We start from the raw sequence: 14,294 nt of genomic DNA, 5'->3' as shown, positions 1-14,294 counted from the left end.
GGCCACCCGGCCGGGGCCCGCCCGTGCGCCCGGCCGTACGCCCTGCGGGCCGGGCCGTGTTCGGCCGTTCGGAGCGTCCGGCGACGCCATATGCAGTCACCCCGGTCGCCCGGACCGCCCCGCAGGCCTTGCCTGGAAGGGTGCCCTCACGTCTCCGGAGCGCCCTGTCGGCCGTCCTGATCGCCCTCGCCTGCCTGCTCGCACCGTGCGGCACGCTGGCGGCCTGGGCGGCGTACGGGCTGGGCGACACCGGACGGTACGTCGCCGCCATGGCGCCGCTCGCCACCGACCCGGACGTGCGGGACGCGGTCGCGGACACGGTGGGCGACGGCGTCGTGAACGAGGTGGGCGCCGGTTCCCTGCACACGCCCGTACGCCTCTACGTCGAGGACGCCACCCGCTCCTTCACCCGTACCGAGGCCTACCGTGCGGGCTGGGACGCCGCCAACCGGGCGGTCCACACCGCCGTCCTGCACGCCCTGCGCGACGAGCGGACCGCCGGGCGCCCCGTCACCGTCGACCTGGCCCCGGTCACCGCGCGGGTCCGCAGCACGCTCGTCCGGGACGACGTCCCGATGGCCCGGCGGATCCCCGTCCTGCACACCGAGGTCACCGTGCTCCCGGCCCACGAGGTGGACCGGCTCAGGAAGGGCTACCACGTGCTCGACGTCGCCGCCTTCTGGCTGCCGCTCGCGGCCGTCGTCTTCGCCGTCGCCGGCATCGCCCTGGCCGCCTGCCGCCGCCGCGCGCTCACCGCCACCGGCCTCGGCACGGCCGTCGGCGGGGTGCTGCTCGCCCTCGCCGTCCTCCTCGGCCGCCGGCTCACCCTGGCCGAGCTGCCCGGCGCGGTGGACGCCCCTGCCGCCGGCGCGGTCTACGACGCCCTCACCGCGACCCTGCGCACCGCGTCCTGGCTGCTGGTCGCCCTCGGCCTGACCGTCGCCGCGGCCTCCTGGCTCACCGGCCGGTACGGACATCTGCTGCGCCGCCGCAGGCCCCCGACGGGACCCGCCGCCGAGCCGGCCCCGCGGCCGACCCGCACCCGGCTCTGAAAACCGCCTGGCGACCCCCGCGCCCCACGGCTAACGTCGCCGACCATGACCACGACCGAGACCGAGACGACGAGCCGGACGACGACCCTGTGGCGCCCCACCGGCCCCGAGGAGCTGGCCCTGGTCGAGGCCTCCGGCTGGACGGCCTGGCCCCCGCGCCTGCCCGAGCAGCCGATCTTCTACCCGGTGCTCAACGAGGACTACGCGGTCCGCATCGCACGCGACTGGAACGTCCCCGCGTCCGGCTCGGGCTACGTCACCCGCTTCGAGGTCGACGCGGAGTTCCTGGAGCGCTACCCGGTGCGTCAGGCCGGCGGCGAGACCATCCTGGAGCTGTGGGTCCCCGCGGAGGAGCTGGCGGAGTTCAACCGGCACATCGTGGGCCGCATCGAGGTAGTACGGGAGTTCCACGCACCGGCGTAGAGCGAAGGGCCAGGATGTGGGCACCGAGAACGGCACGGCGACCGCCGGGACCCGCGGCGGCGGGCGTCGCTTCGGGGCGTGGTGCGCCGGGCTGCTCTTCGCCGGCGTGAGCGTGGTCGTCGGCTGCCGGGTGGCCGACACCGACGGCATCACGCCGGTGCCGCAGCTCCTCGCCTTCCTGCCCTGGCTGCTGGTGCCGACCGGGGCCGGGCTGCTGCTGACGCTGCTCGCCCGCTGGTGGCCGGGCGCGGTGTGGGGCGTGGCGCTGCTCGGACTGCTGGCCTGGTTCATCGAGCCGTACGGCAAGACCGTCGAACCGTCCGGGCCGCCCGTCGCCGAACTGCGGGTGCTGACGTCCAACGTCGAGTTCGGGCAGGGCACCGACGCGCTGATCGACGCCGTGCGCCGCGAGAGACCCGACCTGCTGTTCGTCCAGGAGTGCGAACGCACGTGCGACGCCGCGCTGCGGCACGCGCTCGGTGCCGGCTACCCGCACCGCCGGGCCGTCGAGGGCGACGGCTCCGAGGGGTCGGTGATCCTGAGCCGCTTCCCGCTCGCACCCGCCCCCGGCGTCCCCGGCACCATGGGCATGCCCGGCGCCGTCGCCGACGTGCGCGGCCACGCCGTACGGCTGCAGCTCGCCCACCCCATGCCGCCGCTGCCGGACCAGGTGGGCCTGTGGCGCGAGGAACTGGGCCGGCTGCGCGACGCCGCCGCCGAGGACGGCGGGTCCCCCACCGTCCTGGCCGGCGACTTCAACGCCTCCCAGGACCACGCCGCCTTCCGGCGCATCCTCGACACGGGGCTGCACGACGCGGCCCGGCTGTCCGGGGCCGACCGGACGGTCAGCTGGCCGGCCCGGACCGCCCCGGCGTTCGGCGCGCAGATCGACCACGTCCTGGTCTCACGGGACTTCGCCGCGCGCGGCGCCCGCTTCCTGTCCCTGGCCGGCACCGACCACCGCGCACTGGTCGTCGACCTGACGCTGCACGCGGGGCGCTGAGCTGCGGGCGCCGGACCGCGGGCGCCGGGTGACGGGCGGCGGGTGACGGGCGGCGGGAGCCCGGCGACGGTGGGCTCAGACGCCGATGTCCCGGCCGTCCGCGCGCCACACCGCGACGACCGCCGGGCGCACGATCTTCCCGGGTCCGTCGGGCCAGGTGCTGGCCGGCTTCTCCACGGAGGCGCCGTCGACCTCGCCCGGGTGCTGCACGGCGACCAGCACACGCCGGTCCTGGACGAGCGGGCCGCAGGTCTCCGCGCCGGTCGGCACGGTCAGGAACTGCTTCAGCTCACCGCGCCGGTCGCCCTTGGTCGCCACGCCGAAGAGGCCGTCGTGACTGCCGAGCGCGTTGCCGTCGGTGGAGATCCACAGGTTGCCGTGGCTGTCGAAGGCGACGTTGTCCGGGCAGGAGATCGGGCTGACCCGGTCCTTGGGGAAGCCCGCGAAGTACGTCGCCGGGTCCTCCGGGTCACCGGCGACGAGGAACAGCGACCATCCGAAGGCGGTGGCGTCGGCCCGGTTCCGGCGCTCGGTCAGCTCCAGGACGTGGCCGTGCTTGTTGGAGTTGCGCGGGTTGGCCTCGTCGGGGCCCGCGTAACCGGCCTTTCCGCGGTTGGAGTTGTTGGTGAGGGCGACGTACACCTTGCCGGTCACCGGCGACGGCTCGATGTCCTCGGGCCGGTCCATCTTGGTCGCGCCGACCTTGTCACCGGCGAGCCGCGTGAAGACGCACACCTCCTCGGCACTCATCCCCTCGACGTGTGAGACGGCGCCGCGCTCCGTGGCGGTGACCAGCGGAATCCACTCGCCGCTGCCGTCGAACTCGCCGTCGCGCGGCAGCGTGCCCGTCCCGTCGATCTCGATCGACGGGGAGTCGCCGGAGAGCTTGGCGACGTACAGGGTGCCCTCGTCGAGCAGCGAGAGGTTGTGCTCGCGCGCCCAGCGGGAGTTCCCGTGCCGCATCCGCTTGCTGCCGACGAACTTGTAGAAGTAGTCGAACCGCTCGTCGTCGCCGGTGTAGACGACCGGCCGCCCGTCGTCGGTCAGCCGCACGGTCGCGGCCTCGTGCTTGAACCGGCCGAGCAGCGTATGCTTGCGCGGCGTCGAGTCCGGGTCGTACGGATCCAGCTCGACGACGTACCCGAACCGGTGCACCTCGTTCGGCTCCCGGGCGACGTCGAACCGCTTGTCGAACCGCTCCCACTTGCGCTCGGTGGCGCCGGTCCCGATCCCGTACCGCTTGTCGGTGTCGCTGGAGGCGTTGGCGAAGTACTGGTTGAAGTTCTCCTCGCCGTGCAGCGTCGTCCCCCACGGGGTGGTGCCGCCGGAGCAGTTGTTGAGGGTGCCGAGGACCTTGCGGCCGGTGCGGTCGGCGGAGGTCTTCACCAGGTCGGACCCGGCGGCGGGCCCGGTCAGCCGGAACTCGGTGGTGGCGGTGACCCTCCGGTTGAGCCGATGCCGCGCCACCGGCGTCAGCCGCCCGCTCCGCCGCTCCTCCTCGACGGCGACGACGGACAGCCCGTGCGCGGCCCAGGCGATCTCGACCTGCTCTCGGGTGGGGTTCTCGGGGTCGTAGCCGCGGAACATGAGCACCTCGTCGGTGTACTCGTGGTTGGCGACCAGAAGCTGACGGCCGTGCTCGCCGTGCAGCGGCAGCAGCGCGAGGAAGTCGTTGTTGTACCCGAACTGCCCGGCCTGCGCCTTCGCGCTCTGCCTCTCCGGGTCGAAGGCGGGCGCCCCGCGCAGAATGGGTTCACCCCAACGGATGACGACGTCCTGCCGGTACCCCTCCGGGACGGTCACGGCGTCGCGGGTGTTGGGCGCGACGGGCGCGAACCGCAGCCCGCGCGCGCCGGACGTCTTCGCGGACTGCCCGTGCCCCTTCCCGGCGGCGGGCGCGGCCTGCGCCGACGGCGCCCCCGCCACGCCCACGGCCCCGGCGCCCGCCGCGGCGACGGTCACGACGGCGGCGGCCCGCATCATGGACCGGCGGCTGAGCGCGCCGGCGATGACGTCACCGACGTACTCGTTGGAGCTGGTGTTGGGCACCTCGTGGAAGCAGGCGTCACCACACCGGAAACGGCAGGTCATCGCGGACCGGCCACCCGGGTGCGATCCGGACGGCGTTCCGATCAACGGCAGCAGCTTGCGCACTGTGTTCTCCCCTTGAGAATCCCTGTATGCCCTGGTGTCAGCGCGACCGTAGGGGCACATACGTGCGAGAGCCGGGCGTAGCGGTGAACGGTGGGTGAACCCGGGGCATCCGAGGGGGAATTGCGGCGACGTCTCGAACCGCCCTTGACGCGCCGCCGCCCGCATGGCAGACCCTGCACAAGATCACAAGCCGGGACCGCTAACCTTACGTGTCCGTCCTGGCCAGGGATTGACGGCACCAACTCACCCGAAGGGTTGCGCACATGGGCATTCTCACTCTCCTGCGGAACGCGTTCGGCCGGTCACGCAAAGAACGGACCGCCCAGGCGGAGGGTGCGACGCAGGAGACGGCCCCGCCGGTCACCGCGCCGGAGCCGAAGCTCCCGTCCCAGCCCACCGCACCCGAAGAGCCCGCGGAGACCACCCAGGTCCCGGAGCCCCGCATCGACGAACACGAGCTCGTCAAAGCGGCCTTCACCAACGTCACCATCCCCGCCCAGACCGACAGCCCGGAGACAGAGGCAAAGCCGAAGGCCGAGCCGCAGGCCGGGGCTGAGCCGAAGCCGGAGGCCGAACCGAAGGCCGAGCCGAAGCCGGAGCCGCAAGCCGAGGCCGAGCCGAAGCCGGAGGCCGAACCGAAGGCCGAGCCGAAGCCGGAGCCGCAAGCCGAGGCCGAGCCGGAGCCGGAGGCTGAATCGAAGGCCGAGGCCGAGGGCGAGCCGGAAACCAAGCCCGACACCAAGCCGGAGCCGAAGGCCGAGGTGGAGGCGAAGCCGGTAACCAAGGCCGAGCCCGAGTCTGAGGCCGAGCCGGAAACCAAGCCCGAGCCCGAGCCCGAACTCGAGTCCCAGGCCACGACCGAGCCGAAGGCCGAGCCCAAGGCCGAACCGGAGCCGCAGGCCGCCACCCCCGAACCGGAGCCGCAGGCCGCCACCCCCGAGCCGGCAGCCGCCGACGGCGAGGACGCCCCACAGGGGCCACCCGCACCCGACAGCGAAACCGGCACGGGTGGTGCGGGTGGGAACAAGAACGCCGAAGGCGAAGCCGAGGCGTCGCACCCCCAGCCGGAGGCGACCCCGCACCCGGAACCGGAACCCGAGCCGGAGGCCGAGCCGGAACCCGAGCCGGAGGCCGAGCCCGCCACCCCCGCCACGCCCGCGGCCCGCCTCCGCGGCACCACCCTCACCACCGCCTACAAGGCCGCCGGCACCGCCCTCAAGAAGCACACCCTCACCGGCACCCGCGCCAAGGTCTACCTCGTCCTCGACCGCTCCGCCTCCATGCGGCCGTACTACAAGGACGGCTCCGCCCAGGCCCTCGCCGAGCAGACCCTCGCCCTCGCCGCCCACCTGGACGCCGACCCCACCCTCCACGTCACGTTCTTCTCCACGGACGTGGACGGCACCGGCGCCCTCACCCTCCGCGACCACGAGAACAAGATCGACGAGCTGCACGCAGCGCTGGGCCGCATGGGCCGCACCAGCTACCACGCCGCCGTCGAGGCGGTCCTCGCCCGGCACGACAAGGAGGAGACCTCCGGCACCCGCACCCCCGCCCTGGTGGTCTTCCAGACCGACGGCGCCCCGGACGCGAAGACCCCGGCCACCAAGGCCCTCACGGACGCGGCCGCGAGCCACCCGCACGTCCACTTCTCCTTCGTCGCCTTCGGTGACCCGGAGAACAAGGCGTTCGACTACCTCCGCAAGCTCAAGACGCCCAACGCCTCCCACTTCCTCGCCGGCGAGACCCCGAAGGAGCTCACCGACAAGGAGCTGTACGAGGGCGTACTGGCCGGCTGGCGCCCGTAACCGGCACCGCGACGGGGGGTGGACGGGGAGGAAGCCCCCGTCCACCCCCCGAAACGCGTGTGAGCCCGCCTCCCCCGGACCAGTAGGATTTCGCCCATGGCGGCCACTGGAAACGAGAAGCAGGGGACGAAGGCGTACTACGTCTCGACCCCCATCTACTACGTCAACGACGCTCCTCACCTGGGCCACGCCTATACGACCGTCGCAGGCGACGTGCTCACCCGCTGGCACCGCCAGCGCGGTGAGAAGGTGTGGTACCTCACCGGCACGGACGAGCACGGTCAGAAGATCATGCGCACGGCCGAGGCGAACGGGGTCACCCCGCAGGCCTGGGCCGACAAGCTCGTCACGGAGGCCTGGAAGCCCCTGTGGGAGCACCTGGAGATCGCGAACGACGACTTCATCCGCACCACGCAGAAGCGGCACACCGACCGCGTCCAGGAGTTCGTGCAGGACCTGTACGACAAGGGCGAGATCTACAAGGGCGGCTACGAGGGCCCGTACTGCGTGGGCTGCGAGGAGTACAAGCTCCCCGGCGAGCTGCTCGACGGCGAGGGCGAGTACGCGGGCCAGAAGCTGTGCCCGATCCACAAGAAGCCGGTGGAGATCCTCAGCGAGGAGAACTACTTCTTCAAGCTCAGCGAGTACAGCGAGAAGCTGCTCGCGCACTACGAGGCCAACCCGGGCTTCATCCAGCCCGAGTCCGCGCGCAACGAGGTCGTGAACTTCGTCCGCCAGGGCCTCCAGGACCTCTCGATCTCCCGCTCGACCTTCGACTGGGGCGTGCCGGTCCCCTGGGACGACAAGCACGTCATCTACGTGTGGGTCGACGCCCTGCTGAACTACGCCACGGCGGTCGGCTACAACGAGAACCCGGAGAAGTTCGAGTCGACGTTCCCGGCCGACGTGCACCTGGTCGGCAAGGACATCCTCCGCTTCCACGCGATCATCTGGCCGGCGATGCTGATGGCGCAGGGCCTCCCCCTGCCGGGGAAGGTCGCCGCGAACGGCTGGCTGATGGTCGGCGGCGAGAAGATGTCGAAGTCCAACCTGACCGGCATCAAGCCGCAGGACCTGACCTCGCACTTCGGCGTGGACGCGTACCGCTGGTACTTCCTGCGCGCGATCGCGTTCGGCCAGGACGGCTCGTTCTCCTGGGAGGACTTCTCGGCCCGCTACACCAGCGAGCTGGCCAACGACTACGGCAACCTCGCGTCCCGCGTCGCGGCCATGGTCGGCAAGTACTTCGGCGGCACGCTGCCGGAGGCGACGGCCGACGGGGACGCGGAGAAGGCCGTCCACGACGGTCTGACCAGGGCCGTCACCGAGGCCGACCGGAAGATCGGCGAGGAGCTGGACTTCCAGGGCGGCATCCTGGCGGTCTTCGACTTCGTCAAGCAGGTCAACGGCTACATCACCGAGCAGGAGCCCTGGAAGGTCGCCAAGACCGCATTCGATCATGCTGCTGACGCAGCGGGCTCTCCGGAGGGCAGGGCCCGCCTGGCGACGATCCTCTACACGGCCGCGGAGTCCCTGCGCGCGGTGGCGGTCCTGCTCAACCCGGTCATGCCGGAGACGTCCCAGAAGCTGTGGGACTCCCTCGGCGCGGAGGAGTCCCTCGGCTCCCTCGCGGACCAGCGGGTCCAGGACGCGGCGGACTGGGGCCGCCTGCCGGCCGGTGCCACGGTCACCAAGGGCGCGGTCCTCTTCCCCCGCCTCGAGGAGAAGCCGGCCGCGTAACGCCTCTGCCACAAGCGCGGGGCCGGGGAGGGCAAGATCTTCTCCCCGGCCCCGCGCTCTGCGAGGATTCTGTGAAGACGGCCGGACGGCCGTCGCCATTCACGTGGGGGGATCCATCCATGGCACTGTTCGGCAACGCGCACAGCATCGACCCGGCCCAGGCGCAGCAGGAGTACGCGCGTCTGCTCGGCCAGGGGGAGCAGGTCTACGCGGCCTACCTGCTGATCCGCGACACCATCCTGTTCACCGACCGCCGGCTGCTCCTGGTCGACAAGCAGGGCATCACCGGCAAGAAGACCGAGTACCACTCGATCCCGTACCGCAGCATCACCCACTTCGCGGTGGAGACGGCCGGTCACTTCGACCTCGACGCCGAACTGAAGATCTGGCTCTCCGGCAGCGCGGCCCCGATCCAGAAGACCTTCACCAAGGGCGTCGACATCTACGAGGTCCAGGCGATCCTGACCCAGTTCGTGGCCCGCTGACGCGAACTCCCAGGCCGGAGCGAACGTTCCTTCCCTTCCCGAACGGGTGAAGCTCCGGCATATGCCGGGTGGTCGCGCCGTGAGGGCCCTTCATTGGCGCTCATGGTCACATCGACACACGAGGCCTCCCACCGTCTCTTCCGGGAGCATCCGGAGGCTCTCGCGCCCGTCTTCGAAGCACTGGGGCTTCCGCCACCCTCGAAACAGGACTTCGACGAGCTCTCCCCCGACGCCACCGGGATCCGGCCCATGGAACGCCGCGTGGACACGGTGCTCAGGTTCGCACCCGACATGGGGGAGAACTTCCTGCTCGCCATCGAGTCGCACGGCGAAGCCGTCGAGCACGGCAGAGGGGCCCGGTACCGGAGAGCGATCCGGTGCCGGGCCCCTGTGTGTGCCGTCGGCGGACTACTTCGGCTGCGGCTTGCGCACCGAAAGGTGCAGTTCGCGCAGGCGGGTCTCGTCCAGCTCCGTCGGGGCGCCCATCATCAGGTCCTGGGCGTTGCCGTTGAGCGGGAAGGCGATCGTCTCGCGGATGTTGGGCTCGTCGGCCAGCAGCATCACGATGCGGTCGACGCCCGGGGCGATGCCGCCGTGCGGCGGGGCGCCGAAGCGGAACGCGCGCAGCATGCCGGCGAACTTCTCCTCGACCGTCTCCCGGTCGTAACCCGCGATCTCGAACGCCTTGAGCATGATCTCCGGCTCGTGGTTCCGGATCGCGCCGGAGGACAGCTCGACGCCGTTGCAGACGATGTCGTACTGCCAGCCCAGAATGTCCAGCGGGTCCTGGGTCTCCAGGGCCTCCAGACCGCCCTGCGGCATCGAGAAGGGGTTGTGGGAGAAGTCGATCGCGCCGGTCTCCTCGTCCTTCTCGTACATCGGGAAGTCGACGATCCAGCAGAAGCGGAAGACGTCCTCCTCGAACTGACCGGCGCGCTTGGCGGCCTCGACCCGCACCGCGCCCATGATCTTCGAGACCTCGTCGAACTCGCCGGCGCCGAAGAACACCGCGTGGCCGGGGGCCAGCGAGAGCCGCTTGGTCAGCTCCGCGACGTTCTCCTCGGTGAGGAACTTCGCGATCGGGCCGGACAACGTGCCGTCCTCGCCCACGCGGACCCAGGCCAGGCCCTTGGCGCCCTGCGAGACGGCGTAGTCGCCCAGCTGGTCGAAGAACTTGCGCGGCTGGCCGGAGACGTCCGGCACCGGCAGCGCACGCACGTGCTTGCCGGCGAAGGCCTTGAACTCCGAGCCCTCGAAGACGTCGGTGATGTCGACGAGCTCCAGCTTGGCGCGCAGGTCCGGCTTGTCGGAGCCGTACTTCAGCATCGCCTCGCGGAACGGGATGCGCGGGAACGGCGACGTCACATGACGGCCGTTGCCGAACTCCTCGAACAGCTCGGTCATCAGCTTCTCGATGGGCTGGAAGACGTCCTCCTGCTCGACGAAGCTCATCTCCACGTCGAGCTGGTAGAACTCACCCGGCGAGCGGTCGGCACGGGCGTCCTCGTCGCGGAAGCAGGGCGCGATCTGGAAGTACCGGTCGAAGCCGGAGATCATCAGCAGCTGCTTGAACTGCTGCGGCGCCTGCGGCAGGGCGTAGAACTTGCCGGGGTTCAGACGCGACGGGACGACGAAGTCACGGGCGCCCTCCGGGGAGGTGGCGCTCAGGATCGGCGTCGCCATCTCGTTGAAGCCCAGCGCCGTCATCTTCTGGCGGATCGAGGAGATGACCGCCGTGCGCAGCATGATGTTGCGGTGCATGCGCTCGCGCCGCAGGTCCAGGAAGCGGTACTCAAGCCGCCGCTCCTCGTTGACCCCGTCCTCGGTGTTGATCGTGAAGGGCAGCGGCTGGGCCGCGCCGAGCAGCTCGACCTCGCCCACCTCCACCTCGACCTCACCGGTGGGCAGCTCGGGGTTGATGTTCTCGGCGCCTCGCGAGACGACCTTGCCGTCGACCCGGACGGTCGATTCCTTGGTCAGCTTGTCCAGCGCCTCGTACGCCTCGGTACCCGGACGGGCGACGAGCTGGGTGATGCCGTAGTGATCGCGCAGATCGATGAAGAGGATGCCGCCCAGGTCGCGCCGATTGTGCAGCCAGCCACTCAGTCGGACGTCGGTGCCGACGTCAGAGGAGCGGAGCTCGCCGCAGGTGTGGGACCTGTACCGATGCATCGTCGTTCATCCAGTCTTCGCGGATCGGGGGCTGTGTCCCACGGACCTCACGGGGCTCACCTGGCGTGGTCTCGCGGTCCGTGTTTCACGTGAAACAACCCCAGCGTACCGGGGACCCACGACTCGGTTCCTCACCAATACCGCCGGAGCGAGCGGTGGCAGCCTCCGATCACCTCTTCTTACAGTGGGGCAATGCGCACTGGCGAGCCCCTGCCCGAGGTGGGGGAGGTCCTCACCGCCCTCGCGACCGGCCTCTGGCACTGGGACACCGCCGCCGGAGAGGTCACGGTCGACGCGGAGGCCGCCCGGCTGCTCGGACTGCCCGCCCGGGCGGCCCGGCTCACCGAGGCCCAGGTGCGGGCCCGGCTGCACCCCGTGGACTGGAACGAGATCACCGGCGTGATCCCCCGGGCCGTCGCCGAGAGCACGCTCGCCGAGATCCGCATCCGCATCATGGACGAGCAGGGCCACAACGTCCGGGTGGTCCGCAGCCGCTCCAAGCCCTCCTACGACCGCACGCGCAAGGCGTACGAGCTGATCGGCACACTCCAGGAGGTCGCCGAGCCGACGCCCGGCACACCCGCCGGACGCAGCGCGGTGACCGGCGAGTGGCGTCGTTCCCGGGAGGCCTTCCTGCTGGACGCGGGCCGGGCGCTGGCCGAGGCGCGCTCCACCGCGGAGGTGCTGCGGGTGGCCGCGGCCCTGGCGATGCCCGGGTTCTCGCCGGACGGCCTCGCGGTGTTCGGCGTCTCCGGCGACCATCTGACGGTCATCGGCCACCACGGCCAGCCGCAGAACGACATGAACCCGTTCGTGGACATGCCCCTGGACACCGACTACCCGGCCGCCGAGGTGGTCCGCACCGGCCGTGCCGTCTACCTCTCCTCCCCCGGGCAGTACCGCGCCCGCTACCCGATCACCTGGCCGCTCGCCGAGCGCTTCGGCCGCCAGTCCTGGGCCTTCCTTCCGCTGGTCGCGGGCGGCCGCACCATGGGCGCCTGGATGGCCGCCTTCGCCTACCCCGTCGCCTTCACGCCCGACGAACGGTCGGTGCTGACCACCGTGGCCCGGATGCTGGCGCAGGCGCTGTCCCAGGCGGGCGCCGCCGAGACCCAGCGCGAACTGACCGAAGGGCTGCAGCGCACCATGCTCCCCGCGCTGGGACCGCAGATCCCCGGCATGAGCATCGCCGCCCGCTACGTCCCCACCGGCGGCGGGCTCCAGGTCGGCGGCGACTGGTACGACATGATCCCGCTGCCCCGCGGCCGCTTCGCCCTGGTCATCGGGGACGTCCAGGGCCATGACGTGCGCGCCGCCGGGCTGATGGGCCAGCTGCGCATCGCCCTGCGCGCCTACGCGTCGGAGGGCCACCGCCCCGACGCGGTGCTCTCCCGGGCCTCCCACTTCTTCCACAGCCTGGCCGACTCCGCCGAGGACCCCGCCGACCTGCGCTTCGCGACCTGCTACTACGCCGAGGTGGACCCGGCGACCGGCGTCGTGGAGAGCGCCCGGGCCGGACACCTGGACCCCGTGGTGCGGATGGCCGACGGCACCGCGCTGATCCTGGCCACCGAGGGCGGGCTGCCGCTCGGCGTCGACCCGGACTCCGACTACCCGACCTCCCGGATCGCCCTGGAGCCCGGCGACACCCTGATGCTGTGCACGGACGGACTGGTCGAGACGGGCGGCCACGACCTGCAGACCGGCTGGCACCGTCTCCGGGTCGTCCTGGAGGAGCACGAGGGCGACCTGGAGGAGCTGGCCGACGCACTCGTCCAGGCGGTGCACGGACCCTCCTCGCACCACACCACCGGTCCCCTGGCCGACCGGCGGGAGGACGACATCGCCCTGGTGCTGCTGTGCTGGCAGAACGACGGCTGCGGCCCCGGCACCAGCACGGTCGCCCGGCCCCCCGTACGGCGCACCATGCTGACGGTCGCGCAGGCCGAGCCCGAGCGGATCGGCGTCGCCCGCCGGCATCTGCGCGACCTGCTGCACGACTGGCCCGACGAGGAGCAGCGGGACGCGGCGGTCCTGCTGCTGTCCGAGGTGTTGACGAACGTCCTCGTCCACACCGACGCCAACGCGCTGCTGGTCGCCGAGGTCAGCGGGAATCCGGGCGAGCGCAAGATCCGGGTCGAGGTCACCGACAGTGGCGACGACCTGCCGCACAAGCGGCGGCCCGGGGAGATGGCGTCGTCCGGCCGCGGCCTGATGCTGATCGAGCTGCTCTCGGACGCCTGGGGCGTCGCCCCGCGCGGCGAGGGCAAGAGCATCTGGTTCGAGTTCTACGAATCACCGGAGGACGGCTCCGAGGACGGTCCGGACGACGGGTCCACGGGCGTGCCGGACGCCGTCCCGGGACTCGTGGACGCCTCCCCGGAGGGCGAGTAGCGGGCCTGGAGCTCGTGCACGACCCCGAAGGCGGCCGCGGTGAGCGGAACGGCGAGGAGCATGCCGAGGATGCCCGCCACCGCCGCCCCCGCGGTGAGCGCCAGCAGCACCACCGCCGGGTGCATCTGCACGGTCCGGCTCTGGATCATCGGCTGGAGCACGTGGCCCTCCAGCACCTGCACCGCCAGCACCACCCCGAGGGCCCACAGCGCGATGACGAACCCGCGGTCCGCGAGCGCGACCAGCACCGCGACGGTCCCGGAGATGAAGGCGCCGAGATAGGGGATGTAGGCGCCGACGAAGACGAGCGCGCCGAGCCCGACCGCGCCGGGCACGCGGAGCACCAGCAGCCCCACGGTGATGCAGACGGCGTCGATGAGGGCGATGAGGGTGGTGCCCCGCATGAAACCCTCGACGGCCCCGAAGGCCCGCCGGGCCATCGCCTCGACCATGTCGGCGCTGCGCCGGGGGGCGACGGAGCGCACCGTGCCGACGGCGCGGTCGGAGTCGCGCAGGAAGAAGAAGACCAGCAGCAACGCGAGCACCGCCATGGCCAGCATCTCGCCGGCCACGCTCACGCCGGTGATCACCCCGGAGGCGGCCGTGCCGCCGAACTTGCCGAGCAGCTCGCGCGAGTTGGAGGCGAGGTCGTCCAGCGAGGTCCCGGCCGTCCCGAAGTGTTCGGCGACGCCCCGCGCCGCGTCCTTGAGCGAGGCGATGATCTGGTCGCCGGTGTCGATGAGCGCGGCGACCACGATGTACACGGCCCCGCCGACCACGGCCACGACGGCGACGCAGGTCAGTCCCGCGGCCAGCGACCGCTGCACGTGGGCCTTGACCAGCCGCCGGTGCAGCGGCCTGAGCAGGGCGGTGCCGAGCAGCGCGAGCAGCGCCGGCGTCACCGCGGTGCGCAGCTCGACGCACAGCCGGATCGCGACGTAGCCGACGCCGCTGGCGAGCAGGACGACGGCGCACCAGGCGGCGAAACGGCGGACCGGACCGGGAAGCAGGTGCACCGCTCCAGCCGATCACGCACCGGGCGGGCTGTCCTGCGCGGACGGCC

The 14,294-nt window shown here is 71.8% G+C and carries 10 protein-coding genes; 7 read left to right on the top strand and 3 right to left on the bottom strand.

The annotated features are described in order from the left end of the window. Positions 1-140 precede the first annotated feature (140 nt). Genes AB0E77_RS20495 through AB0E77_RS20485 form a run of 3 tightly spaced genes read left to right on the top strand, consistent with a single transcriptional unit; the run spans position 141 to position 2,478 of the window. Positions 141-1,052 carry a hypothetical protein gene (locus tag AB0E77_RS20495; protein ID WP_361572628.1) on the top strand — a complete coding sequence of 304 codons (912 nt, stop codon included), beginning with the start codon at positions 141-143 and terminating at the stop codon, positions 1,050-1,052. Positions 1,053-1,097: 45 nt separating this feature from the next. Then, on the top strand, positions 1,098-1,475 hold the full coding sequence (locus tag AB0E77_RS20490; RefSeq protein ID WP_361572626.1) for an ADP-ribosylation/crystallin J1: 378 nt from the start codon (positions 1,098-1,100) through the stop codon (positions 1,473-1,475). 16 nt (positions 1,476-1,491) lie between these two features. Continuing rightward, on the top strand, positions 1,492-2,478 hold the full coding sequence (locus tag AB0E77_RS20485) for an endonuclease/exonuclease/phosphatase family protein (protein WP_361572624.1): 987 nt from the start codon (positions 1,492-1,494) through the stop codon (positions 2,476-2,478). Between the two features lie 75 nt (positions 2,479-2,553). Here the strand turns inward: AB0E77_RS20485 and AB0E77_RS20480 are convergent, their stop codons facing one another. Further along, a complete protein-coding gene (locus AB0E77_RS20480) occupies positions 2,554-4,632 on the bottom strand; it encodes a PhoX family protein (RefSeq protein WP_361572622.1) in 2,079 nt (692 codons plus the stop codon). A 263-nt stretch (positions 4,633-4,895) separates the two neighbouring features. Between AB0E77_RS20480 and AB0E77_RS20475 the strand changes: the two genes are divergently transcribed. From AB0E77_RS20475 to AB0E77_RS20465, 3 genes are all read left to right on the top strand, one after another. Then, positions 4,896-6,440 carry a VWA domain-containing protein gene (locus AB0E77_RS20475; RefSeq protein ID WP_361572620.1) on the top strand — a complete coding sequence of 515 codons (1,545 nt, stop codon included), beginning with the start codon at positions 4,896-4,898 and terminating at the stop codon, positions 6,438-6,440. 96 nt (positions 6,441-6,536) lie between these two features. Next, entirely contained in the window at positions 6,537-8,180 is a 1,644-nt protein-coding gene (gene metG, locus AB0E77_RS20470; protein ID WP_361572618.1) for a methionine--tRNA ligase, read from the top strand. A gap of 119 nt (positions 8,181-8,299) precedes the next feature. Then, on the top strand, positions 8,300-8,665 hold the full coding sequence (locus AB0E77_RS20465) for a PH domain-containing protein (RefSeq protein WP_361572616.1): 366 nt from the start codon (positions 8,300-8,302) through the stop codon (positions 8,663-8,665). 408 nt (positions 8,666-9,073) lie between these two features. Here the strand turns inward: AB0E77_RS20465 and aspS are convergent, their stop codons facing one another. After that, positions 9,074-10,837, bottom strand: coding sequence for an aspartate--tRNA ligase (gene aspS, locus AB0E77_RS20460; RefSeq protein ID WP_361572614.1), 1,764 nt, complete (start codon positions 10,835-10,837; stop codon positions 9,074-9,076). A 192-nt stretch (positions 10,838-11,029) separates the two neighbouring features. On the opposite strand from aspS, the gene AB0E77_RS20455 reads away from it, so the two are divergent. Further along, a complete protein-coding gene (locus AB0E77_RS20455) occupies positions 11,030-13,231 on the top strand; it encodes a SpoIIE family protein phosphatase (protein ID WP_361572612.1) in 2,202 nt (733 codons plus the stop codon). Here the strand turns inward: AB0E77_RS20455 and AB0E77_RS20450 are convergent. Continuing rightward, a complete protein-coding gene (locus tag AB0E77_RS20450) occupies positions 13,126-14,247 on the bottom strand; it encodes an AI-2E family transporter (RefSeq protein ID WP_361572610.1) in 1,122 nt (373 codons plus the stop codon). The two genes, AB0E77_RS20455 and AB0E77_RS20450, sit on opposite strands and share 106 nt — an antisense overlap. Positions 14,248-14,294: the final 47 nt, after the last annotated feature.

The sequence above is a fragment of the Streptomyces sp. NPDC032940 genome (assembly GCF_040636935.1).
Taxonomy (GTDB): domain Bacteria; phylum Actinomycetota; class Actinomycetes; order Streptomycetales; family Streptomycetaceae; genus Streptomyces.
The sequence above is the reverse complement of the archived record's forward strand: the minus strand, read 5'-3'. Positions and strand labels throughout refer to the sequence as shown.